Origin of the sequence: Oceanobacter sp. 1_MG-2023, from assembly GCF_030689025.1 — a bacterium.
GTDB lineage: Bacteria > Pseudomonadota > Gammaproteobacteria > Pseudomonadales > Oceanobacteraceae > Oceanobacter.
On sequence record NZ_JAUYWA010000002.1, the window covers coordinates 106,249 to 128,669 of the forward strand.

General features: G+C 54.1%; 17 protein-coding genes. 10 read left to right on the forward strand and 7 right to left on the reverse strand.

Annotated features, from left to right (window positions below):
- Window position 1: 1 nt before the first annotated feature.
- Window positions 2-1,060: a LysM peptidoglycan-binding domain-containing protein gene (locus tag Q8W22_RS01840; RefSeq protein ID WP_303431260.1), complete on the reverse strand. Its 1,059-nt coding sequence runs from the start codon at window positions 1,058-1,060 to the stop codon at window positions 2-4.
- A gap of 159 nt (window positions 1,061-1,219) precedes the next feature.
- Between Q8W22_RS01840 and def the strand changes: the two genes are divergently transcribed.
- The 5 genes from def to Q8W22_RS01865 are packed head-to-tail and all read left to right on the forward strand — an operon-like array spanning window position 1,220 to window position 6,946.
- Window positions 1,220-1,741 carry a peptide deformylase gene (def, locus tag Q8W22_RS01845; RefSeq protein ID WP_303431259.1) on the forward strand — a complete coding sequence of 174 codons (522 nt, stop codon included), beginning with the start codon at window positions 1,220-1,222 and terminating at the stop codon, window positions 1,739-1,741.
- Window positions 1,741-2,718 (forward strand): methionyl-tRNA formyltransferase, encoded by a 978-nt coding sequence (fmt, locus tag Q8W22_RS01850; protein ID WP_305451446.1) that lies wholly within the window; start codon window positions 1,741-1,743, stop codon window positions 2,716-2,718. Before def ends, fmt begins: the two co-directional genes overlap by 1 nt.
- Window positions 2,715-4,091, forward strand: a complete 1,377-nt coding sequence (gene rsmB / locus Q8W22_RS01855; protein ID WP_305451447.1) for a 16S rRNA (cytosine(967)-C(5))-methyltransferase RsmB — start codon at window positions 2,715-2,717, stop codon at window positions 4,089-4,091. Before fmt ends, rsmB begins: the two co-directional genes overlap by 4 nt.
- Before the next feature lie 2 nt (window positions 4,092-4,093).
- On the forward strand, window positions 4,094-5,467 hold the full coding sequence (trkA, locus tag Q8W22_RS01860; RefSeq protein WP_303431256.1) for a Trk system potassium transporter TrkA: 1,374 nt from the start codon (window positions 4,094-4,096) through the stop codon (window positions 5,465-5,467).
- A gap of 30 nt (window positions 5,468-5,497) precedes the next feature.
- Entirely contained in the window at window positions 5,498-6,946 is a 1,449-nt protein-coding gene (locus Q8W22_RS01865; protein WP_305451448.1) for a TrkH family potassium uptake protein, read from the forward strand.
- Between the two features lie 26 nt (window positions 6,947-6,972).
- On the opposite strand, the gene Q8W22_RS01870 is transcribed toward Q8W22_RS01865, so the two are convergent.
- On the reverse strand, window positions 6,973-7,854 hold the full coding sequence (locus Q8W22_RS01870; RefSeq protein WP_305451449.1) for a lysophospholipid acyltransferase family protein: 882 nt from the start codon (window positions 7,852-7,854) through the stop codon (window positions 6,973-6,975).
- A gap of 427 nt (window positions 7,855-8,281) precedes the next feature.
- Between Q8W22_RS01870 and Q8W22_RS01875 the strand changes: the two genes are divergently transcribed.
- From Q8W22_RS01875 to Q8W22_RS01895, 5 genes are all read left to right on the forward strand, one after another.
- Entirely contained in the window at window positions 8,282-8,935 is a 654-nt protein-coding gene (locus tag Q8W22_RS01875; RefSeq protein WP_303431253.1) for a sensor histidine kinase KdpD, read from the forward strand.
- 208 nt (window positions 8,936-9,143) lie between these two features.
- A complete protein-coding gene (gene glyQ / locus Q8W22_RS01880; protein WP_305451450.1) occupies window positions 9,144-10,163 on the forward strand; it encodes a glycine--tRNA ligase subunit alpha in 1,020 nt (339 codons plus the stop codon).
- Window positions 10,163-12,241 carry a glycine--tRNA ligase subunit beta gene (gene glyS, locus Q8W22_RS01885; protein WP_305451451.1) on the forward strand — a complete coding sequence of 693 codons (2,079 nt, stop codon included), beginning with the start codon at window positions 10,163-10,165 and terminating at the stop codon, window positions 12,239-12,241. The genes glyQ and glyS overlap by 1 nt, the downstream gene beginning before the upstream one ends.
- A 157-nt stretch (window positions 12,242-12,398) precedes the next feature.
- Window positions 12,399-12,974, forward strand: coding sequence for a D-glycero-beta-D-manno-heptose 1,7-bisphosphate 7-phosphatase (gene gmhB / locus Q8W22_RS01890; RefSeq protein ID WP_305451452.1), 576 nt, complete (start codon window positions 12,399-12,401; stop codon window positions 12,972-12,974).
- A gap of 207 nt (window positions 12,975-13,181) precedes the next feature.
- Window positions 13,182-14,006, forward strand: coding sequence for a 1-acyl-sn-glycerol-3-phosphate acyltransferase (locus tag Q8W22_RS01895; protein WP_303431247.1), 825 nt, complete (start codon window positions 13,182-13,184; stop codon window positions 14,004-14,006).
- 500 nt (window positions 14,007-14,506) lie between these two features.
- On the opposite strand, the gene fabV is transcribed toward Q8W22_RS01895, so the two are convergent.
- From fabV to dnaA, 5 genes are all read right to left on the reverse strand, one after another.
- On the reverse strand, window positions 14,507-15,697 hold the full coding sequence (fabV, locus tag Q8W22_RS01900) for an enoyl-ACP reductase FabV (protein WP_305451453.1): 1,191 nt from the start codon (window positions 15,695-15,697) through the stop codon (window positions 14,507-14,509).
- Window positions 15,698-15,993: 296 nt separating this feature from the next.
- Window positions 15,994-18,411, reverse strand: a complete 2,418-nt coding sequence (gene gyrB / locus Q8W22_RS01905; protein ID WP_303431243.1) for a DNA topoisomerase (ATP-hydrolyzing) subunit B — start codon at window positions 18,409-18,411, stop codon at window positions 15,994-15,996.
- A gap of 55 nt (window positions 18,412-18,466) precedes the next feature.
- The gene (gene recF / locus Q8W22_RS01910) at window positions 18,467-19,558 is read right to left on the reverse strand and encodes a DNA replication/repair protein RecF (RefSeq protein WP_303431242.1); all 1,092 of its coding nucleotides are present in this window, start codon (window positions 19,556-19,558) and stop codon (window positions 18,467-18,469) included.
- Window positions 19,559-19,564: 6 nt separating this feature from the next.
- Window positions 19,565-20,665, reverse strand: a complete 1,101-nt coding sequence (gene dnaN, locus Q8W22_RS01915; protein WP_303431241.1) for a DNA polymerase III subunit beta — start codon at window positions 20,663-20,665, stop codon at window positions 19,565-19,567.
- Window positions 20,666-20,681: 16 nt separating this feature from the next.
- A complete protein-coding gene (gene dnaA, locus Q8W22_RS01920) occupies window positions 20,682-22,187 on the reverse strand; it encodes a chromosomal replication initiator protein DnaA (RefSeq protein WP_305413607.1) in 1,506 nt (501 codons plus the stop codon).
- Between the last annotated feature and the right edge of the window lie 234 nt (window positions 22,188-22,421).

The following is a 22,421-nucleotide window of genomic DNA, read 5'->3' on the forward strand; positions in this document are numbered from 1 at the left end:
GTTATTCAGGGCTGGTGAATTTATCGCCAACTTTTAATGGCCGTGTTGCCCGCATGATCAAGGCATAGGACAGTTTTTCGAAGGTACGGAAGACCATCATGCTGCCTGCGCGCTCTTCTGGCAGCACGACTTTTTCGTCGGCAGCCCGGTCAAACACCACCGCACCGGCTTTTTTCAATATCAGCACATCGCCGGGTTCCAGGTAATCCCGTTCGCCCCGGTTCAAGACCACAACATCATACTGTCCGACCTGGGAAACGCCGTCCGAAACCGCCAGGATCTGACCAGCGACCTTGCCGTTAGGGCTTTTGGGGAAATACTGGGTGATCAGTTCGCGGTCTTCGGTGGGCAACAAGACGTCACCTACAGCGACTTGCTGGTTGGTACGATCCAGTTCTACTGTGCCAATCTCGCCATTACGGGCAATGACGCGGGCAAGGCCGATATCAATCGCTTCCAGACCCAGAATCTCTTCGGTTTCCGGGTCGGTATACAACTGACCCTGACGGAAGATGCCAAAGGCATCGGCGCTGTGGAGTTTGAAATCACCGCGGGCATACACCCGGCTGCCGGCTCCCATCAGCAGGTGGTCATCCACCCCTGACAGAATGCGTGGTGCATTGGTCAGAGTATCACCGTCGACTACCCGGTGTTCACGCAGGAAACCCCGGATGGCACCAACCGGAATCGCCGGAATCGCCGACTCAATTGATTCGATCCGCGCCGTTGGCTGCAATTTAACCGTTCCCGGGCTGAGTTTGACGGTGCGGCTGGCATCACCACGGCTGACAATGCCCACTCGGGTTTCGCCGTTGATTGTCATCAGGCCAATCACATCGCCAGGAAAAATCAGGTGTGGATTGCTGATTTGCGAATTCTGGTACCAGATTTCCGGCCACATCCAAGGGTCATTGGTATAGCGGGCAGAGATATCCCACAGGGTATCGCCCTTAACAACCACGTACTCACGAGGGGCGTCTGGTAACAACTGCAACGCCGAGACATTCGCGGTTATACAAATCAGCGCGGCAAACAGCAGGCGCTTGATGGTTTTGCTCATCCTCTATTCCCTTTATCATTCCGATACTAACGTTAATCGTATTCACCGGGGTGGTGGCAGGCTAAGCTGGACAGGTTAACACCAGCCCGCGCTCGGCAATTGCAAGCCGGGCAAGTTTAACAAGCCACTACCCCCAAGTTCTATAAGCACAGTTGATCTATGGCCATTCTGGAAATACTTGAGTATCCCGACCCGCGTTTGCGCACTGTTGCCGCGCCGGTCACACAGGTTGACGATCGTATCCGCACGATCCTCAACGATATGTTTGACACCATGTATGACGCCCCGGGTATTGGTCTGGCGGCGACACAGGTCAACGTCCATGAACGCATCATTACGATTGATGTGAGCGAAGACAAGACCGAACCGCTGGTGTTTATCAATCCTGAGATCCAGGTCCTCGAAGGTGAGCTGGAAACCATGCAGGAAGGCTGTTTGTCGGTGCCCGGCTTTTATGAAGACGTGACCCGCATCGAGCACTGTCTGGTGAAAGCCCTCGACAAGGACGGCCAGCCATTCGAACTGGAATGCACCGGCCTGCTGGCGGTTTGCATCCAGCATGAAGTCGATCACCTCGAAGGCAAGCTGATGGTCGATTACCTTTCCTTGCTGAAGCGTAATCGGATCAAGGACAAGCTGGAGAAAAAACACAAGGCGGAAGCCCGTCAGGGGAAACGCTGATGGCCCTGCGCATTGTTTTTGCCGGTACACCAGACTTTGCCGCCAGCCACTTGCAGGGGTTGCTCGCAAGCGAACACGATATCGTCGGGGTTTATAGCCAACCGGACCGGCCAGCGGGACGGGGTAAAAAACCGCAACCCAGCCCGGTCAAGCAGTTGGCGCTGCAACACGAGATACCGGTATTCCAGCCGCTGAATTTCAAGACGCCAGACAGCGTCGAGCAACTCGCCAGCCTGAATGCCGATCTGATGGTTGTGGTCGCCTATGGCCTGATTCTGCCAGAGGTCGTGCTGAACACTCCCCGTTACGGTTGCCTCAATGTGCATGCCTCGCTGTTGCCTCGCTGGCGCGGCGCGGCACCGATCCAGCGTTGTATTGAAGCGGGCGACACGCTCACCGGTATTACCATCATGCAGATGGACGTCGGTCTGGATACCGGCGCCATGCTCAATATCGTCAGCACCGCTATTCTGCCCGATGACACCGGTGGCAGCCTGCACGATCGACTGGCCGAACTCGGGCCACCGGCCTTGCTCGCCACTCTGCAACAGGTAGAAGCCGGTACGCTGACGCCTGAAGCGCAAGACGATGCCCTGGCCAACTACGCCCACAAGCTGACCAAGCAAGAAGCCCTGATCGACTGGCAGCAGCCTGCCACTGAGCTGGCGTTACGCATACAGGCCTTTAATCCCTTTCCGATGGCCTACACCCTGTTAAACCAGGATCGTGTCCGGGTACTGGCGGCAGAGGCACTGGAGACATCCGATAGTGCCGCACCGAGTGCCATACAGGAGAGCCTGACACCGGGAACAATTGTTGCCGTCGGCAGCCAGGGGCTGGATATCGCCTGCGGCAGCGGCCTGTTACGCCTGACTCGGGTGCAGCTGGCCGGTAAAAAACCCATGAACGTGGCCGATCTGATCAATGGTCAACCACATCTGTTTCAACCCCACTACGTACTGGCATCCTCCCTTTGAGCCGAACACATCCGCTATTGTCGACATCCACCCATGACCCGCGCGCCCTCGCCGCCATTGGTTTGTATCTGGTCGAGGGCGGCCAGTCACTGAATACGCTGATGCCGGCGCTGGAGGGCCAGGTGGAAGACGTCGACCGGGGGTTCCTGCGCGACTTGCTGCTGGGCAGTTGTCGTTATTATTTCCGCCTCAATGCCATTGCCAAGATCTTGCTCAGCAATGCGTTCAACGACGAGCAGGAAGTGCTGCACTGTTTGCTGATTGTGGGTCTCTACCAGCTCGAAATCCAGCACAAGGCCGCCCACGCCGCCGTACACGCGACGGTAGAGGCCTGCGATGAGCTGGGCCATGGTCAGGCCCGAGGGGTAATCAATGCCTGCTTGCGCCGTTATCAGCGCGAGCAAACTGCTCTGGCTGCCCAACTGGCGGACAACCCGGTCACCGCCACCAGCCACCCCAAATGGCTGGTCAAGATGCTGACCAAAGCCTGGCCGGAGCAATGGCCCGAGATACTGCACAACAATAATCAGCTGCCGCCGTTGTGCTTGCGGGTCAATCGCCGTCAGGGTGAGCGTGATGCGTATTTACAGCAGCTGCAAGCAGTCGGAATCGAAGCCCGTCCGGCGCCGTTTGCGCCCCAGGGTATTTACCTCAATGAGCGCTGCGATGTCACCACGCTGCCCGGGTTTATGGAAGGTGCGGTCAGTGTCCAGGACGAAGCCGCTCAGCTGACCGCTGACTTGCTCGCGCCCCAGGCAGGGGAACGGATTCTTGATGCGTGCGCCGCTCCCGGTGGCAAAAGCTGCCATTTGCTGGAGCTGGCCGATATCGATCTGACGGCGGTCGACCTAGAACCCGGCCGAATGGCCCGGGTAGAAGAAAACCTCGCCCGCCTGCAGCTGTCAGCCACGCTGCACAGCGCTGATGTTGCCGAGACCGATCAATGGTGGGATGGCCAGTTGTTTGATGCCATTTTGCTCGATGCTCCCTGCTCTGCCACCGGCGTTATCCGCCGTCACCCGGATATCAAGCTGTTGCGGCGGCGTGAAGATATCGCCCGGTTGGCCGAAATTCAGGCTCTCTTGCTGGATGCCTGCTGGGCGATGCTCAAGCCCGGTGGCCGCTTGTTGTATGCCACCTGCTCGGTATTGCCGCAGGAAAACAGCCAGCAAATCGAAACCTTTGTCCAGCGCACCACTGCCGCTGGTCACTCTGACGTCACGCTTTTGTCACTGGACAAGCCGTGGGGAAGCGCCTGTAATGCCGGGCGTCAGCTGTTCCCTGCGGCCGACAGTACCGACGGCTTTTATATGGCCTTGTTACGCAAAGACATTGCCACTCCATCTGCCACTGACCATGGGGACTCCGTGTAGCCATGAAAATTATTATTCTCGGCGCTGGCCAGGTCGGCGGCACCTTGGCTGAAAACCTGGCCGTCGAACACAATGACATTACGGTGGTGGATACCGATCAGGTACGGCTGCGAGAGTTGCAGGACCGTATCGATATCAAGACGGTCTCCGGTCATGGCTCTTACCCTCATGTCTTGCGCGAAGCCGGAGCCGATGACGCCGATATGCTGGTGGCCGTCACCAATTCGGATGAAACCAATATGGTGGCCTGTCAGGTGGCTTATTCGTTATTCCGGACGCCAACCAAAATCAGCCGGATTCGCTCCAATGCCTACCTGAAGCAACCGGATTTGTTCCGGGTCGATGCCTTCCCGATCGATGTACTGATCTCCCCTGAGCAAGTAGTTACCAACTACGTACGCCGCTTGCTGGAGTATCCCGGTGCGCTGCAAGTGCTCGATTTTGCCGACAAACGCGTGCAGCTGGTGGCCGTTACCGCCTATTACGGCGGCCCGCTGGTGGGTCAGGCAATCCAGCAATTAAAGAGCCACTTGCCCGATGTCGACACCCGGGTGGCAGCGGTCTTCCGTCGCGGCAAGGCGATAGAGCCAACGGGTGACACCATTATCGAAGCCGATGACGAGGTGTTTTTTGTTGCTGCCAACGCGCACATCAAAAAGGTGATGTCCGAGTTACGCCGCACCGAAGACTCTTACAAACGCATTATCATTGCCGGGGGCGGTAATATTGGTTATCGCCTCGCCAAAGAGCTGGAAGCCACCTATCACATCAAGATCATGGAGCGTAACCGCGACCGCGCCCGCTTCCTCAGCGAGAACCTCAATCACGCCGTGGTACTGCTGGGCACCGCCACCGACAAGGCGCTGCTGGAAGAAGAAAATATCGAGAATACCGATGTGTTCTGCGCCCTGACCAACGATGACGAGGTCAATATCATGTCGTCGTTATTGGCCAAACGCTCCGGCGCCCGCAAGGTCATGACGCTGATCAACAAGGCCGCCTATGTCGACCTGGTGCAGGGTGGCTCCATCGATGTTGCCATCTCCCCCCAGCAGGCCACCATTGGCAGCCTGCTTACCCACGTACGCCGCGGCGACGTGGTGAATGTGCACTCGTTGCGACGTGGTGCCGCAGAAGCCATTGAGGCCATCGCCCATGGTGACAGCCACTCTTCCAAGGTGGTCGGCAAGGCCATCCGTGAAATCCAGCTGCCACCCGGCACGACCATTGGTGCCATCGTCCGCGGTGAAGAGGTCATCATGGCGACCTCGGAAGTGGTGGTGGAATCGGATGATCACGTCATCCTGTTTGTGATGGATAAACGTCATATTGCTGATGTGGAACGGCTGTTCCAGGTTGGGCTTGGTTTCTTCTAATACAAATACAGACGTAAGGCGAACCGGATTATGCATATCTCCGTGATTGCACGGGTATTGGGTATCTTCCTGATGTTGTTCAGCTTGACCATGCTGCCCCCTATTCTGGTCTCTTTGTGGTTTAACGATGATGCCCTGCCTGCGTTTATCAGTGCGCTGGCGATTACCTTTGGCCTCGGCTTTTTATGCTGGCTGCCGGTGCGCCATGAACATCACGACCTGCGCACCCGGGACGGTTTTGTGATCACCGTGCTGTTCTGGATTGTGCTGGCGTTGTCGGGGTCGTTTCCCTTTATGCTGTCGGACAACCCGGGGCTGAGTTTTACCGACGCCTTTTTTGAATCGCTGTCTGGCTGGACCACTACCGGGGCGACCATTATGACCGGCCTCGACCAGCTGCCCGAGAGTATTCTCTGGTATCGCCAGCAGCTGCAATGGCTCGGCGGTATGGGGATTATTGTGCTTGCCGTTGCGGTACTGCCGATGCTGGGCATTGGTGGCATGCAGCTGTTCCGGGCCGAAACACCCGGGCCGCTGAAAGACTCCAAACTGACACCCCGTATTACCGAGACCGCCAAGGCGCTCTGGTATATTTATCTGAGCCTGACCATTGCCTGTGCGCTGGGTTATTGGCTGGCGGGGATGACGCCGTTTGATGCCGTCAGCCACAGTTTTTCCACCGTGGCGATTGGCGGATTTTCAACCCACGATGCCTCCATGGGTTACTTCGACAGCGCCACCATTGAGATGATTGCGGTCTTTTTCATGCTGACCTCATCACTCAATTTTGCGCTGCACTTTTACGCCTGGCGCTACCACTCCCTGTCGCATTTTATTCGCGACTCCGAGCTCAAGTTCTTCTTTGCCGTGATGGCCGGAGGCATCGCCCTGACCATTCCGGCCTTGTGGCTGACCAACACCTACGAGCTGCCCGAGGCAGTACGTTACGGTATTTTTGAAACCGTTACCGTGGCCACCACGACGGGGTTCAGTACCGCTGACTTTTCTGCCTGGCCGATTTTCCTGCCCGTATTGCTGTTTATGATGGCCTTTATCGGGGGCTGTGCCGGTTCAACCGGCGGCGGTATGAAGGTGATTCGGGTGCTGCTGATTTTCAAACAGGGAAATCGTGAGATTAATCGGCTGGTGCACCCCAATGCCGTGATTCCTGTGAAAATCGGCCGTCAGCCGGTATCCGAACGGGTACTGGAAGCCGTGTGGGGATTTTTTGCCCTGTATGTTCTCACCTACATGGTGATGATGCTGCTGCTACTGGCCACCGGGCTCGACCACGTAACGGCCTTTTCCGCCGTCGGTGCCTGCCTCAACAACCTCGGCCCGGGCCTTGGCGAAGTGGCCACTCACTACGGTGATATCAGTGATGCTGCCAAGTGGATTTGCGCTCTCACCATGCTGCTGGGGCGGCTGGAAATTTTTACCTTGCTGGTGCTGATCAGCCCATCGTTCTGGCGCGGCTGAGTGCGCCCGCAACACGGGCGCTTGTCTCAGGGTACCCCGGCTGCTTTATACGGGCTGGGGGCGCCATCGGGCTGACGCTTGAAGCGTTTGTACGTCCACTGGTATTGCTCCGGTGCCATGGCGACCACTTGCTCGACACTGCGGTTCAGTGCGGTGCAGGCAACGTCGGCATCCTTGCTGTAGATATCGGCATCCGGTTCCAGAAAGTGCACATCAAACCCCTCGGCATCAGGGCGACGCAAGGCAAACGCCATTAACGCCCGTGCCCCGGTCCGCTGTAACAGCTCGTGGGGCATGCGCGGCGTCAGTGTTGGAACGCCCATAAAAGGGACGATCACGCCACTGCGGCGCTCGGGTTCCTGATCCGGCAAAAAGCCCGCCACGCTCCCTTGCTGCAGCGTTTTGAACAACGCCCGTACGCCTCCGGCCGTGGTCGGCACCAGTGTCGCACCGGTGTTCTGGCGACGCTGTCGCATCCAGCTATCAAACTGCGGATTCTTTGCCGGCTTGAACATGATGGTGATCTGGCAGCGGTTACTGAGGTAGGTATTCAGCTGCTCCCAGTTGCCAATATGAGGGGCCAGAATCAAGACACCCCGGCTGTCGGCCAAGGCATCATCCAACAGTTTGGCGTTATGCACCCGTCGTATCAGGCTCAGTACATCGATCGTATTCTTGCCCCAGAAAACACCCATCTCTGCACCGGTCATGCCGTTGTGCAGCAAGGTTTTTTTCAGTAACTGATCGCGCTCTGCGGTGTCCATATCCGGCGCCGTCAACGCCAGGTTCACCCGTGCCACTTCCCGTGACCGGGTGCGGCGTAACCACAGCAGCCAGCCCAGGCCACGTCCAATACGCTGGGTCAGCCCCAAGGGCAGCAGTCCCAGCAAGCGAACAAGGCCAATCATCCAATATCCGGTAATCTGTTTCACCGCTTCTCACTGTTCTGACTTGAAAAGCGCAGTGTACGACCTGTGTTTATTCAGGCAAGTGTTATAGCAGCTGGCTCAAAATGACACTGGCATGACGTTGACGATAAAGGTTCAATCCTGTCCAGACAGCGGCATCGTCTATACTGAGAAGCTGGACAGCCAATCCACGGAGGGACACCATCACGAATCCTGGCCGCACGAGGTGACAGAGACACGCCTCAACGCTAAAGTGCCTCTGAGCACTGCCCTGGCGGCAAACGGCAAAATCGCTAACGCCACAGATATCTGTCCCGGATATCCATAGTGGTCGCGGACGAGATGGTGTAACGCTTGTCCCTGAACCGTTTGTGCGCTCCCGGCGCTCGATGAACCACTTTACTCGCTTGCTCCAGGAGCTTGCTTCATGAAATTTGATTACATGATCGGTGCGGTCATCCACGACCTGAAAAACCAGCTGCAAACGCTGCTGGCGTGCGAACAGGAAGCGCTGACGCATATTCCTGAACGCTACCATGCCTATCTCAAGCCGATTTTGCAGAACACCAGCCGCCTGCAAAACGACGCCATCCAGATGATGACGCTGTTCCGGATGGAAAAAGAGCGTGATTTCCCCCTCGATGATGCCTGGCCCCACGACACCGTCCTCGATGCCATCGATTCAACCCAGTTGCAGTTTCCCAATATTCGTTTTGAAAACAACATCGACGAAGCCATTCAGGGTTTTTACAGCGAAGATCTGGTGCATATGGCACTGGTGACGCTGATCACCAACAGCGCCCAGGCCGGTGCCACGCGTATCCGTCTCAGTGCCGCCATCGAGAGCGGCAACAACACGCTGGTTTTCCGGGTCGAAGACAACGGCCACGGTTTTGATCAAAGCATCCTGAACGGCGAGCGTATCACCACCAAAAACGGTGGCAGTGGCCTCGGCCTTTACCTGATCGGTGAAATTGCCCGCCATCACAAGCAAGGCGAGCAGCAAGGCCGTGTCAGTTGTGGCAACCTGCCCAAAGGGGGCGCAGAAGTCTGTATTGTTCTGCCTCATATACAGCATTAACAGCGGCTCGATTTCGCCGACCGGTAGGATGATGGTTGGCCTGCATCCGCTGCGCCTGTTCCGTTGATCGCCGTACAGGCTGGCTATCCCTTGTTCCTCTGCCAGGGCCTGCAAGACCCTCATGACGGATTGCCTCTGTCTTCAACCTCCAGCGCTGCTATAATCCCGGCCTTTGTTTTTCAGGAACATCTCCCCAGGGGTAGAAGCTGTGAGTCAGAGTCGCCATAACGTCAAAACCTTTCAGGGCATGATTGCCGCCCTGCAAGAGTACTGGTCCGATCAGGGCTGTGTTATCAACCAGCCACTGGACCTCGAAGTCGGGGCCGGTACTTTCCATGTACACACTTTTTTACGCGCCATTGGCCCGGAAAAATGGAACTCGGCCTACGTTCAGCCCAGCCGTCGTCCCACCGATGGCCGTTACGGTGAAAACCCCAATCGCCTGCAGCACTATTATCAGTTCCAGGTGGTCATGAAGCCTTCCCCAGCCAACTTCCAGGAGCTGTACCTTGGCTCTCTGAATGTGCTTGGGGTTGATACCCTGATCCACGACATCCGTTTTGTAGAAGACAACTGGGAATCGCCAACACTGGGCGCCTGGGGTCTGGGCTGGGAAGTCTGGCTCAACGGTATGGAAGTCACCCAGTTCACCTACTTCCAGCAAGCCGGTGGGTTGGAATGTTTCCCGGTCATGGGTGAAATCACCTACGGTCTCGAACGGATCGCCATGTACCTGCAGGAAGTCGACTCGGTCTACGACCTCGTCTGGACCTATGGCCCCGACGGAGAGCCAGTCACCTACCGCGACGTCTTCCATCAAAACGAAGTGGAGCAATCCACCTACAATTTTGAATTCGCCGATGTCGACTTTTTATTCCAGGCCTTCGATCAATACGAAAAAGACTGCACCAAGCTGGTCGCTGCCAACCTGCCACTGCCAGCCTACGAACAAACCCTGAAAGCCTCGCACACCTTTAACCTGCTGGATGCACGCGGGGCAATTTCTGTCACCGAGCGTCAGGGCTATATTCTGCGTGTTCGCACCCTCGCCCGTGCCGTCGCTCACTGTTATTACGACAGTCGTGCCGAACGTGGCTTCCCGCTGGCCGAAGACGGTATTCGTGAGGAAGTGCTGGCCAAGTGGTTAGCCGATAAAGAAAAGGACGCTGAAAAAGCACGCAAGAAGGCTGAGAAAGAAGCAGCCCAAGCGGCTGGGGAGAACAAATAATGGCCACTCAAGATTTTCTGGTAGAGCTGGGTACCGAAGAACTGCCACCCATGGCATTAAAAAGCCTGTCGGAAGCCTTTGCCGACGGCATCGTCAATGGCCTGAACGACGCCAGCCTGACGACTGACAAGGTCACCATTTTTGCTGCACCACGACGTATGGCCGTGCGTATTACCGGCCTCGCCGAGCAACAAGCCGATCAGCAGGAAACCCTCTATGGCCCACCGGCCAAAATCGCCTACGATGCCGACGGTAATCTGACCAAGGCGGCGGCAGGTTTTGCCGCCCGTGCCGGTGTCGATGCCAGTGAGTTACAAACCGCTCCCGAATCTGCCGGTAAAAACGCTGGCAAGCTGATGATCCAGCGCACGATCAAGGGTAAACAAACGGTTGAGTTGCTGCCTGCCATCGTACAGACCAGCCTCGACAAGCTGCCGATTCCCAAGCGCATGCGCTGGGGTGACTCCCGGGTTGAATTTGTCCGGCCAGTACAATGGTTGGTGATGCTGTTTGGTAACGCCGTTGTCGACGCTGAAATACTGGGCTTGCAAGCCGGTAACACCTCCATGGGTCACCGCTTCCATTCACCTGGTAAAGTAAGTATCAACTCACCGGCCGAGTACGAAGAAACCTTGCGTGCTGCCTATGTGATGGCCAGTTTTGCCGAACGTTCGGAGCTGATTGCCAAACAGGTAAAAGCCGCCGGTGAAAAACTGGGTGGTGAAGCGGTTATCAGTGACGACTTGCTCGAAGAAGTCACCGCGCTTAATGAGTGGCCTGTCGCCCTGGCAGGTTCATTTGATGAAAGCTTTCTGACCGTTCCGGCGGAAGCACTGGTCTCTTCCATGAAAGAGCACCAGAAATACTTCCACGTAATGAAAGACGGCCAGCTGCTGAACAACTTTATTACCGTCGCCAATATCGAATCAAAAGATCCGGCCCAGGTGATTTCCGGCAACGAGCGGGTGATTCGTCCACGTCTGGCCGATGCCAAATTCTTCTGGGATACCGACCGCAAGCAGCCGCTGGCGAGCCGTTTCGACAAGCTCGAGAACGTTGTCTGGGTCAATAGCCTCGGCTCCATCGCCGACAAGGCCCGCCGCATTTCGACGCTGGGGCAGAAAATTGCCAGCGCAATGAACGCCGATACCGCTCTGGTTGAGCGAGCCGCCCGATTGTGTAAAAACGATCTGGTCTCCAACATGGTATTCGAGTTCACCGACCTGCAAGGTCTGGCGGGTAAATATTACGCCGAGCACGATGGTGAACACGCCGATGTCGCCGCCGCCATGATTGAGCAGTACATGCCCGCCTTTGCCGGTGATGCACTGCCCGATACCGCAACCGGTACTGCCATTGCGTTGGCCGACCGGCTGGACTCACTGGCCGGGCTGTTTGGCATTGGCCAACTGCCCACCGGCTCCAAAGACCCGTTTGCCCTGCGTCGTGCCTCTCTCGGTGTATTACGTATTCTGGTGGAAAAGAAGATCAATATCGATCTGTCGGATCTGCTCGACTGGGCACTCGACAATGACTGGCCGATTGAATTACAAGCCGACACCAAGGCTGCCCTGACAGAGTATCTGCTCGACCGCTTCAGTGCCTGGTACCAGGACGCGCATATTCCGGCGGATGTGTTCCTCTCGGTCCGTGCCCTCGGCATTACCCAGCCGCTCGATATTGACCGTCGGGTGAAAGCCGTACACGCTTTCAGCCAGCTGGAATCAGCCGCCGCATTGGCCGCTGCCAACAAACGGGTTTCCAATATTCTGGCCAAAAACGGCGGCGATACCATCACAGCCGAAGTCAACGCCGAGCTGCTGCAGGAAGTACAGGAAAAAGCCCTGTTTGAAGAAGTCACGGCGCTGGCCGATCTGGTTGGCCCGGTTATCAAACGCGGCGATTACGAAGGTGCCTTGACGGTATTGTCCACCTTGCGTGATGTGGTCGATAACTTCTTTGATAATGTCATGGTGATGGCAGATGACGAAGCGATCAAAAACAACCGTCTGGCGCTACTGAAGCAGCTACGGGCGATGTTTATTGCCATCGCTGATATCAGCCTGCTGCAAGGTTAAAACCTGCTGAACTGGCACACAGACGACGGCAAGCAATATAAGCGGCTCAATCGTCTGTCTCTGACTACAAAAGCCCGGCTGGTCCGGGCTTTTGTGTGTTCGCTCACACTGAATGATGGATACACTGGCCTGTGCCATGCCCTCGGAGATCAATCCCATGTCACTGATTATTCTCGATCGTGATGGCGTCCTTAATCAGGACTCCGATGCTTACGTCAAATCTGCCGCGGAATGGATCGCTATTCCCGGCAGTGCCAAAGCCGTCGGCCGCCTGTGCCAGGCGGGTTATCAGGTAGCCGTCGCCACCAATCAGTCGGGGTTGGCCCGGGGTTATTTCCATCAGGATGATCTCGATGCCATGCACAGCAAAATGAATGCCTTGATTGAAGCCGAGGGCGGTCATCTTGCCCATATCGCCTGGTGTCCCCATGGCCCCGGGGATCAGTGTGATTGCCGCAAGCCATTACCTGGCCTGATCCATCAGATTGAACAGGCGCTGGGAGTCTCCGCCCAAGGGGCTGTCATGGTCGGCGATTCTATCCGGGATCTCGAAGCCGGTACCGCAGCTGGATGTACACCAATACTGGTGCGCACCGGCAAGGGCCGTGGCTCGGAAAACAAGCTGGCCACTCACCCAACACTCGCCCATACCGCCGTGTTTGATGATCTGTCATCCTGGGTAGATCAATTCCTCAATTCGAAAAATCAAAACCCGATAACCGGGCCTGACTGATAGCTCAATAGCCTCACGAATACTTGGTGTGTCGGAGCCGGGTCAGGTAGTCTGGCTGGCAGGCCCTGTAGCCCACAATCTGCTTGGAGTCCGGTGCAGTGCCCGTGCCCACAGGGAAACAGTCATAGGAAATGACGTAACAATCAAAACCTCATGGCAATGGTATAAACACGCAGACAGTTTGATTTTCAACAAGGCTTCTTCAGCATGATGAACAGCTCCAGTTATTCGGCCGCTGCCGACGTTCCAAACTCACCGTTCAGCCATAAACTACGCAGTATCCTTTTTTACATTTGGCTGACGGTAGTCACCGTTATCTGGTTTATCCCCAGTTTATTGATTGGCCCTTTTTTACCGCTCAAGGCACGTAATTATTGGGTAATGGGCATTCATTGCCGCCTGGTTATTTTTGGTTTGCGCTGGATTGCAGGTATTCGCTGTGAGGTCGAAGGCCGGGAAAATATTCCCAGCGATGGCCGTGGCTATGTGCTGATCAGCAAACACCAGAGCACCTGGGAGACCTTTATGCTGCCAACACTGATCTACCCGCACGTGCAGGTAGTCAAGAAAGAGCTGTCTTACCTGCCGTTTTTTGGCTGGGGTTTACAGTTGATTCAACCCATTTTTATTAATCGTAATAAAAAGACCAACGCTCTCAAGCAAGTCATTCAGCAAGGTGAGGTGCGGCTGAAGGCAGGTATTCACGTGCTGGTCTTTCCAGAAGGCAGCCGTATTCCTTCGGGCAAGCGCAAGCTGTTTTCCAAGGGAGGGGCCATGCTGGCGACCAAAACCGCTGCTCCGGTTATCACCATTGCCCATAACTCTTCCGAGCATTGGCCCAACACTCATTGGGTAAAATCGCCGGGGGTTATTCGTATGGTGATCAGTGCTCCTATCGAAACCGCAGGTATGAGTACTGCCGACTTGAATGAACTGACTGAAACCTGGATCAACGAGCAGGTTGATCGTATTTCTGATCTGCCATTCCAGGGTGAGTATGTGGAAGCCGTGACCAGCGGCAAGCGCTTCTAGCCAGCACACAGCAAACACCACGCAGATTGGTTTTAACAACGGCTCTCTGGTTTAACCTGAGGGCCGTTTTTATTGCTCTGCATATCGTGAGACCATCCTGTTCCATGTGGAACATTCGGGCTTATGGTTCCGGTCGTTCTGTCGTGAATTCTGATCTTACTTGGATATTGCACGCTATCGCTTAGCGCATAACAAGAGAGCCATAAAAAAGCCGATGATTCTTTGGGAATCATCGGCTTTTTACTGTTCTTCTGAGTGTGCCTGTCGCCTGTGTGGCTTGGCTCTTGTCTTGATGGCTTGGCTGATCATCGCTGGCTGAAGAGTCTGTTTCACGTGAAACACGTCGCCGTTTCACTCTCTTTATCGTCTGCCAGTACCAGCCTGATTCTCTGGTACTGATCTACTCACACACCCTACACCCCGGCTTCAACCCCGCTTTCAATCGCCCACTCTGGCCCGGCCGGAACACCAAAGCCCGGAACATTCAGGCATGGTCCGATTTACTCGACCATGCCTTTGATGGTGACCAGCGGATTAACATCGGCTTCGTAGTCTACGCCTTCCAGGCCGAAACCAAACAGGCGCAAGAACTCTGCCTTGTAACCGGCAAAGTCGGTATCGGTCGCAATGGTGTCCGTGGTGATGGTATCCCAGGCATCTTCAACGGCTTTTTGTACTTCCGGAATCAGCTCCAGTTCATCAACCCGGGCACGTCCTTCATCATCCAGACGTGGAGTATCTGAATACAGGCACTCGCTGTACAGGCGATACAGCTGTTCGATACAGCCTTCGTGAGTACCCTGCTCTTTCATCACTTTGAATAGCAGCGACAGGTACAGCGGCATAATTGGAATGGCGGAGCTGGCTTGTGTCACAACGGCTTTTAACACAGCAACCCTGGCATCGCCGCCTTTGGCCGTCAGTTTTTCACGGATAGCGATCACTCGTTTGTCGAGATCTTGCTTCGCCTGGCCAATGGTACCGCCCCAGTACAGATCCCAGGTTACCTTGTCGCCGAGGTAGGTAAACGCAGATGTTTTGGCACCATCCGCCAGTACCCCGGCAGCATCCAGCGCATCGATCCACATCTGCCAGTCTTCACCACCCATAACGGCAACCGTATTGTCGATATCTTCTTGAGAAGCGGCTGGCAAGGTGAAGTCCTGAATGATTTCCTTATCGGTATTGATACCTCGCAGGGTAACGTCTTTACCGATGGGTTTCAGGGTCGAGTTATGGACAACTCCGGTTACCGGGTGCTGGCGACGAGGAGCAGCCAGACTGTAAATAACCAGGTCGACTTGACCCATATCGGCCTTGATGGCGTCGATGGTTTTTTGCTTGATCGCATTGGTAAAGGCATCACCGTTGATACTTTTTGCATACAAGCCATCGGCTTCAGCAAATTGATGGAACGCCGCCGAGTTGTACCAACCAGCACTGCCTGGTTTTTTCTCTGTTCCTTCTTTTTCAAAAAACACACCGAGTGTGGATGCACCTGCACCAAAGGCAGCCGCAATACGTGCAGCCAGGCCATAACCGGTCGAAGCACCAATCACCAGGACACGCTTGGGCATATCGATCTTGCCCTGTGCCTTGATAAAGTCAATTTGCTCTTTAACGTTTGCTTCACAACCACTTGGGTGGGTTGTTACACACATAAAACCGCGCACTCTCGGTTTGATAATCATGAATCATTCCTGTCGATCTGGATTACGGGATACCCGAAGCACTCGTCTGGCAGCAACAAGCAGGCTTCGGCCAATGCTGGGTTATTGTAGCTTGCCACCCACTATATAGCAGCTCTCTTTGGGACAAGCACTGTTGAGTCAATCATCCCCTGCTGACCGGATATTTCTGTGGATAACTCAGTGGATGAAATTTTTTGATGCGTTTTTTCAGTGACAGAATCTTGCCACCCAAAAGCCTGAAATAAAAAAGCCCCGACCGAGATACCTCCGCCGGGGCCTGATAAACACTGGAGAAATCAGAAATCCAGGTTCGCTACGTTTAATGCATTGGCTTCGATAAAGGCGCGACGCGGTTCCACTTCATCCCCCATCAAGGTTGTGAACATCTTGTCGGCGGAAATGGCATCCTCGATACCAACCCGCAGCATACGACGGGTATTCGGGTCCATGGTGGTCTCCCACAATTGATCCGGGTTCATCTCTCCCAGACCTTTATAGCGCTGGATATTGAAGCCTTTTTTGGCTTCATTCAGCAGCCATTGAATTGCATCCCAGAAATCAACGATAGGATAAACACGCTCCCCTCGTTGAATATAGGCATCACTTTCCAATGTATCGCTCAGGCGTTGGCTGATCATCGACAATCTGCGATAACCGGAACCAGTAAAAAATTCACGATCGAGAATATAATCACGTGGCACACCATGAGTAATGACCTTAACCAGTACATTAAACTCGTTACGCTCAGTATCCTGGATATGTTCCACGTGGAAATGGTTGCCACTGCGGCCAGCATCCGGCAGTACTGCGTCCAGCTGCGCAGCCCAGTTTTTCACAAAGGCTTCATCACCCAGAGCAGAGGCTTCCACAACAGGCAGCGTCAGTAGCTGATGCAATACGGCTTGAGGAATCAGGCCAGACAAGCGCTGTACGATCTCTTGTGCTGCCCGATAGTCGGCAACCAGTTCAGCAAAAGCCGTGTCCGTTATGGCTGGCGCATCCGCTGACGGATGAAGTGCGGCTTTTTCCAAAGCGATATGAGTCAGGTACTCCTCCATCGCTTCTTCATCCTTGATGTACTGCTCTTGCTTGCCACGTTTGATTTTGTACAACGGCGGCTGGGCAATATACACATGACCACGTTCAATGATTTCTGGCATTTGGCGGAAGAAGAAGGTCAGCAACAGCGTCCGGATGTGCGCCCCATCCACGTCCGCATCGGTCATGATAATAATGCTGTGATAACGCAATTTGTCGGGGTTAAATTCTTCCCGGCCAATGCCACAGCCCAATGCAGTAATCAGGGTGCCGACTTCTGCTGACGACAGCATTTTGTCAAAGCGGGCTTTTTCAACGTTGAGGATTTTACCTTTCAACGGCAAAATTGCCTGAGTACGACGATCCCGGCCTTGCTTGGCGGAGCCGCCGGCCGAGTCCCCTTCCACCAGGTAGACTTCTGACAAGGCTGGATCTTTTTCCTGACAGTCCGCCAGCTTGCCAGGCAGACCGGCAATATCCAACGCGCCTTTACGGCGTGTCATTTCACGAGCACGACGAGCGGCGTCACGAGCACGGGCAGCATCGATCATTTTGCCAACCAGGTCTTTTGCCTGAGACGGGTTTTCCATCAGATATTCACTGAACAGGCGTCCCATCTCCTGCTCCACCGCAGGTTTCACTTCAGAAGATACCAGCTTGTCTTTGGTCTGGGAGCTGAATTTTGGATCAGGTACCTTGACCGAAATAATCGCGGTCAGGCCTTCGCGGGCATCGTCACCAGTGGTAGCCACTTTGGCTTTTTTCGCCAGACCTTCTTTTTCAATATAGGTATTCAGGGTACGCGTCAGGGCCGCACGGAAACCGGCCAGGTGACTACCACCATCCCGTTGTGGAATGTTGTTGGTGTAGCAGAAGATATTTTCCTGGAAGGAGTCGTTCCACTGCATCGCCACTTCCACAGCAATACCGTCTTCACGCTCAGCATTAAAATGGAAAACGTCGTTCAGGGCGGTTTTGCCGTCATTGAGATATTTTACGAAGGAGGCTAACCCACCTTCAAACTCAAAAACGTCTTCTTTATCGGCGACTCGCTCATCTTTTAAATAAATGCGAACACCAGAGTTCAGGAAGGATAATTCCCGCAGGCGTTTGGCCAGGTACTCATAGGAGAATTCGGTTTTGGTGAAGGTTTCTTTTGATGGTAAAAAAGTCACCATGGTGCCGGTGGTATCACTGACACCCACTTCCCGCAATGGGTAATCTGGCACACCGTGGCTGTATTCCTGTTCGAACAGTTTACCACCACGGCGAATGGTCATTTTCAGGCTTTCAGATAACGCATTGACGACGGAAACACCCACGCCGTGTAATCCACCTGAAACCTTATAGCTGTTGTCATCAAACTTGCCGCCAGCATGCAGTACCGTCAGAATCACTTCCGCAGCAGAGACACCTTCTTCTTCGTGAATCTCGGTGGGGATACCTCGGCCGTTATCCGATACTGATACCGAATTGTCCGTGTGAATAACGACATTAACGCTGTCACAATAACCCGCCAAGGCTTCATCAATGGAGTTATCAACCACCTCAAACACCATATGATGCAGGCCGGTGCCATCGTCCGTATCACCGATATACATGCCTGGGCGCTTGCGAACGGCATCTAGGCCTTTCAGTACTTTAATACTGGACGAATCGTAACTCTGCTCACTCATTCAGTGTTCCTCTTGGGCGGAAATAGCATCAACAACTGCTTGTTGGATCAGGTGATCAGGAAAGGCTTTCTTCTTCGATTTTGCCGTGTTCCACATGAAACACCTTGAAGTCGGAGGGGGTCCAGCTGTCCATCAGTTGCTGCTTTTCTATACTTGTAATAAATACCTGACATTTTAAATCTTCCAGCACCTGGCATAAAGCCAAACGGTGCCGGGAATCCAGCTCTGAGGCCAGGTCATCGACCAGGTAAATAGGCGCATTACCACAGCTTTGCTTATACAGAATTCCCTGGGTAAGCTTCAGTGCTGCCACCACTGTTTTTTGCTGGCCTCGCGACAGTACATCCGCTGCCGGTAATTTATTCACTCGAATACGCAGCTCTGCCCGATGTGGGCCAGACTGAGTATAGCCCAGCTGTAAATCCCGCTCTTGCTGTCGGGCCAGAATATCCTTGAGCTGGCTGTCCTTTTCCCAGCCGGGATAATAATGTAATCCTACCTTGATGCTTTCATCGAGTGCTGCCAGCGTAGTCTCAAAGCGAGGCACAAAATCTTTCAGATAAGCCAGGCGATACTGGTGAATCTTTTCGCTGGCTTCCATAAAGCCATCATCCCAAACATCCAGCCAGCTGGTTTCTTTTTGTTTCAGCACGCTGTTGCGTTGTTTTAGTACCTTACGGAAGATCCGCCATTCTTCGATAAAGCCAGGTTCCACATGGAACACTCCCCAATCAAGAAACTGGCGGCGGTCTTCTGGAGATCCAACCAGTAACCGGAAGGTATTGGGCTCAATCACTTGAACCGGCAAGCAACTGGCGACCTGTGCCTGGGATGTCAGTACCGATCCATCGAGGCGAAACAGTACGTCACCATTACGTAAACGGAGGCTGTACAGGTTCTGTGTTTTTTCTTCATCAGGCTCGCCCATCTCGCATTCCAGCTCAAGCCGATCCGCATCGTGCAGGATCAGCTGTTTAATCTGATTGGAACGGAAAGATTTGCCGGAAGACAGCAAGGCGATGGATTCCAGCAAGCTGCTTTTACCGCTGCCGTTATCACCATAAATAAAGTTAACACGGGAATGAGGCTGAATCGTCAGCGGTGCCAGATTACGGACACCGCGAACGGACAAACGCCGAATCGGCATAAATACCTACAAGCGCATCGGCATCACAACGTAAAGCGAGTCGCCACCTTCCGGTTCTTCCAGAAGTGCACTGCTATTTGCGTCGGACAGCGTCAGTTTGACGTTTTCATTACTGATAACAGACATAACGTCCAGCAGGTAGGCAACGTTAAAGCCCATTTCAAGGGAGTCGCCACTGTAATGAACGGCTACAGATTCTTCGGCTTCTTCTTGTTCAGGGTTATTGGCAAACACTTGCAATAAATCCGGAGCCAGCACCAAACGCACACCACGATACTTTTCGTTGGAAAGAATCGCCGTCCGGGCAAATACCTGGCGTAATTCCTGGCGATCGGCCAGCATGACGTTGGTTCCATTTTTTGGAATTACCCGGGTGTAATCCGGAAACTTGCCATCAACCAGCTTGGAGATAAAAGTGAAATTCTCGGTTTGGGTGCGTAAGTGATTACCACTCAAAGACAAGGTCACGCTCATCTCGGCGTCTGTCAGCAGTTTTGCCAATTCCAGCACGCCTTTGCGTGGCAAGATAATCTGGCTGGCTTCATCCGGCCCGGATATATCAACACGGCAGGTCGCCAGGCGATGGCCGTCGGTTGCAACGGTACGCAGTGAGTCAGTGCTGACTTCAAACAGCATGCCGTTAAGATAATACCGTACGTCCTGTTGCGCCATGGCAAAGCTGGTGCGATCCAGCGCCCGGCGTAACACCTGTTGGCTCATGGTAAAGCTTTTTTCTTCACCCACCGATTCAACGTTAGGAAATTCGCTGGCAGGCAAGGAGGACAAGGTAAAACGTGAACGACCAGAGCGGATATTCACGCGCTGGTCATCAAGGGCAATTTCTATCTGGGCACCGTCCTGCAAGGAGCGGCAAATATCCATCAGTTTTTTGCCGGGCACAGTAACAGCACCTTCAACACCGGCTTCGTCAAGCGTTACCCGGCCAACCAGTTCGACCTCGAGATCGGTCCCTGTCAGGGATAACTGCTGACCACGCACTTCCAACAATACATTGGAGAGCACCGGTAACGTCTGTCGTTTTTCAACAACACCCGCCACCAGTTGCAGGGGGCGTAGCAAAGCTTCCCTAGAGATTACGAATTTCATGTTTCTCCACTCAGGTCTAGGTTGTCAGTGAACGCAGCAGGTTCTTGTAATCTTCAAGAACGTCAGCGTTGGTTTGTTGCAGTTCTTTCACTTTTCTACAAGCGTGCAACACCGTCGTATGATCTCTGCCACCAAAGGCTTCGCCAATCTCGGGAAGACTATGATTAGTGAGCTCTTTGCTTAACGCCATCGCCACTTGTCGTGGGCGGGCGATCGATCGTGTTCGGCGCTTAGATGATAAATCAGAGATCTTGATTTTGTAATACTCGGCGACGGTCCGCTGGATATTATCAATACTGACTTGCCGTTCTTGCAGAGCAAGCAGGTCTTTCAGCGATTCCTTGATAAACGGCAGGTTGATTTCACTGCCGGTGAATTGCGCACTGGCAATCACTCGCTTCAGGGCACCTTCCAGCTCCCGGACATTGGAGCGAATGCGCTGGGCAACAAAAAAAGCAGCATCATCGGGTAAGTGCACCCCACTTTGCTCTGCTTTTTTCATCAAGATGGCGACCCGGGTTTCAAGCTCGGGAGGTTCAACACCGACCGTCAGTCCCCAGCCAAAACGACTCTTCAACCGCTCTTCAAGGCCATGAATTTCTTTTGGGTAACGGTCGCAAGTCAGAATCATTTGCTGACCACCTTCCAACAAGGCGTTGAAGGTATGGAAGAACTCTTCCTGGGAGCGCTCTTTACCGGCGAAAAACTGGATGTCATCAATCAGCAAGGCATCCAGACCGCGATAGAAACGCTTGAATTCGTTAATGGCATTCAGCTGCAGGGCCTTGACCATATCCTGTACAAAACGCTCGGAGTGTACATAAAGTACCTTGGCGTTCTGGTTTTTTGACTGTAGATAATTGCCGACCGCATGCATCAAGTGGGTTTTACCCAGGCCAACACCACCATATATAAAGAGTGGGTTGTACGACCCGCCAGCGTTTTCGGCAACCTGCTGGGCTGCAGCGTGGGCGAGCTGGTTCGATTTGCCTTCAACAAAAGTCTGGAAGGTAAATGTCGGGTTCAGGAAGGAACGGTGCTTTACCCCTCCTTCTACCTGTACTTCCCGGCGGGAAGTGGAAGCCGCGGATGTATTGACAGGCATTTGTACCGGAGGTTTGGCAGTAACCGCTGGCGGCTGGAATTCATCCACCATTGGCTCATCATCTTCTGCTCGTGCCCGAGTGGCAGCAAAGCTGGAGGCCGGATTACGCGCCACCGGTGGCTGTGGTTCAGCCTGGCGCGGCGCAGGCGGTGGCGCACGAAACATCGGCTGCGATTCACCCACGGTCAGATCCACGTGAGTCAGCCGTCCGCCATTCAACTCGGAAAGAATTTCCTGGATTCGTTGCAGGTATTTGTCTTTGACCCAATCCCGAACAAAGCGGTTTGGCGCACTTAATACCAACCGCTGATTTTGCTCAGACGCCATCAGAGGTCGAATCCAGGTGTTGTACTGCTGGGTCGGCAATTCATGCTCCAGATGCCGTAAACATTCATCCCAAAAAACAGCCACACCCACCTCAATTTACGTTTTGGTCAAGGCCGCTAGTGTATCCAAAGTGGCAGAAGTTATCCACAGAATAGTCTGACTCGCAGCGGGTGAATTCAGTACCATCGAAACTGCCAACCAACAACCTGTGGAAAACCTGACCGTAATCACCCATTTACTCCACAGCAAATGATGGCGATCAGACAGCGACGGTATATCTTGCTCTTTCACACACGGGTTACGGTCAGCTTAATACCACCTTCA

Coding starts and splice junctions, on each gene's coding strand:
- Q8W22_RS01840 (WP_303431260.1), bottom strand. CDS start 1,060: ATGAGCAAAACCATCAAGCGCCTGCTGTTTGCCGCGCTGATTTGTATA.
- def (WP_303431259.1), top strand. CDS start 1,220: ATGGCCATTCTGGAAATACTTGAGTATCCCGACCCGCGTTTGCGCACT.
- fmt (WP_305451446.1), top strand. CDS start 1,741: ATGGCCCTGCGCATTGTTTTTGCCGGTACACCAGACTTTGCCGCCAGC.
- trkA (WP_303431256.1), top strand. CDS start 4,094: ATGAAAATTATTATTCTCGGCGCTGGCCAGGTCGGCGGCACCTTGGCT.
- Q8W22_RS01865 (WP_305451448.1), top strand. CDS start 5,498: ATGCATATCTCCGTGATTGCACGGGTATTGGGTATCTTCCTGATGTTG.
- Q8W22_RS01870 (WP_305451449.1), bottom strand. CDS start 7,854: ATGATTGGCCTTGTTCGCTTGCTGGGACTGCTGCCCTTGGGGCTGACC.
- Q8W22_RS01875 (WP_303431253.1), top strand. CDS start 8,282: ATGAAATTTGATTACATGATCGGTGCGGTCATCCACGACCTGAAAAAC.
- glyS (WP_305451451.1), top strand. CDS start 10,163: ATGGCCACTCAAGATTTTCTGGTAGAGCTGGGTACCGAAGAACTGCCA.
- gmhB (WP_305451452.1), top strand. CDS start 12,399: ATGTCACTGATTATTCTCGATCGTGATGGCGTCCTTAATCAGGACTCC.
- Q8W22_RS01895 (WP_303431247.1), top strand. CDS start 13,182: ATGATGAACAGCTCCAGTTATTCGGCCGCTGCCGACGTTCCAAACTCA.
- fabV (WP_305451453.1), bottom strand. CDS start 15,697: ATGATTATCAAACCGAGAGTGCGCGGTTTTATGTGTGTAACAACCCAC.
- gyrB (WP_303431243.1), bottom strand. CDS start 18,411: ATGAGTGAGCAGAGTTACGATTCGTCCAGTATTAAAGTACTGAAAGGC.
- recF (WP_303431242.1), bottom strand. CDS start 19,558: ATGCCGATTCGGCGTTTGTCCGTTCGCGGTGTCCGTAATCTGGCACCG.
- dnaN (WP_303431241.1), bottom strand. CDS start 20,665: ATGAAATTCGTAATCTCTAGGGAAGCTTTGCTACGCCCCCTGCAACTG.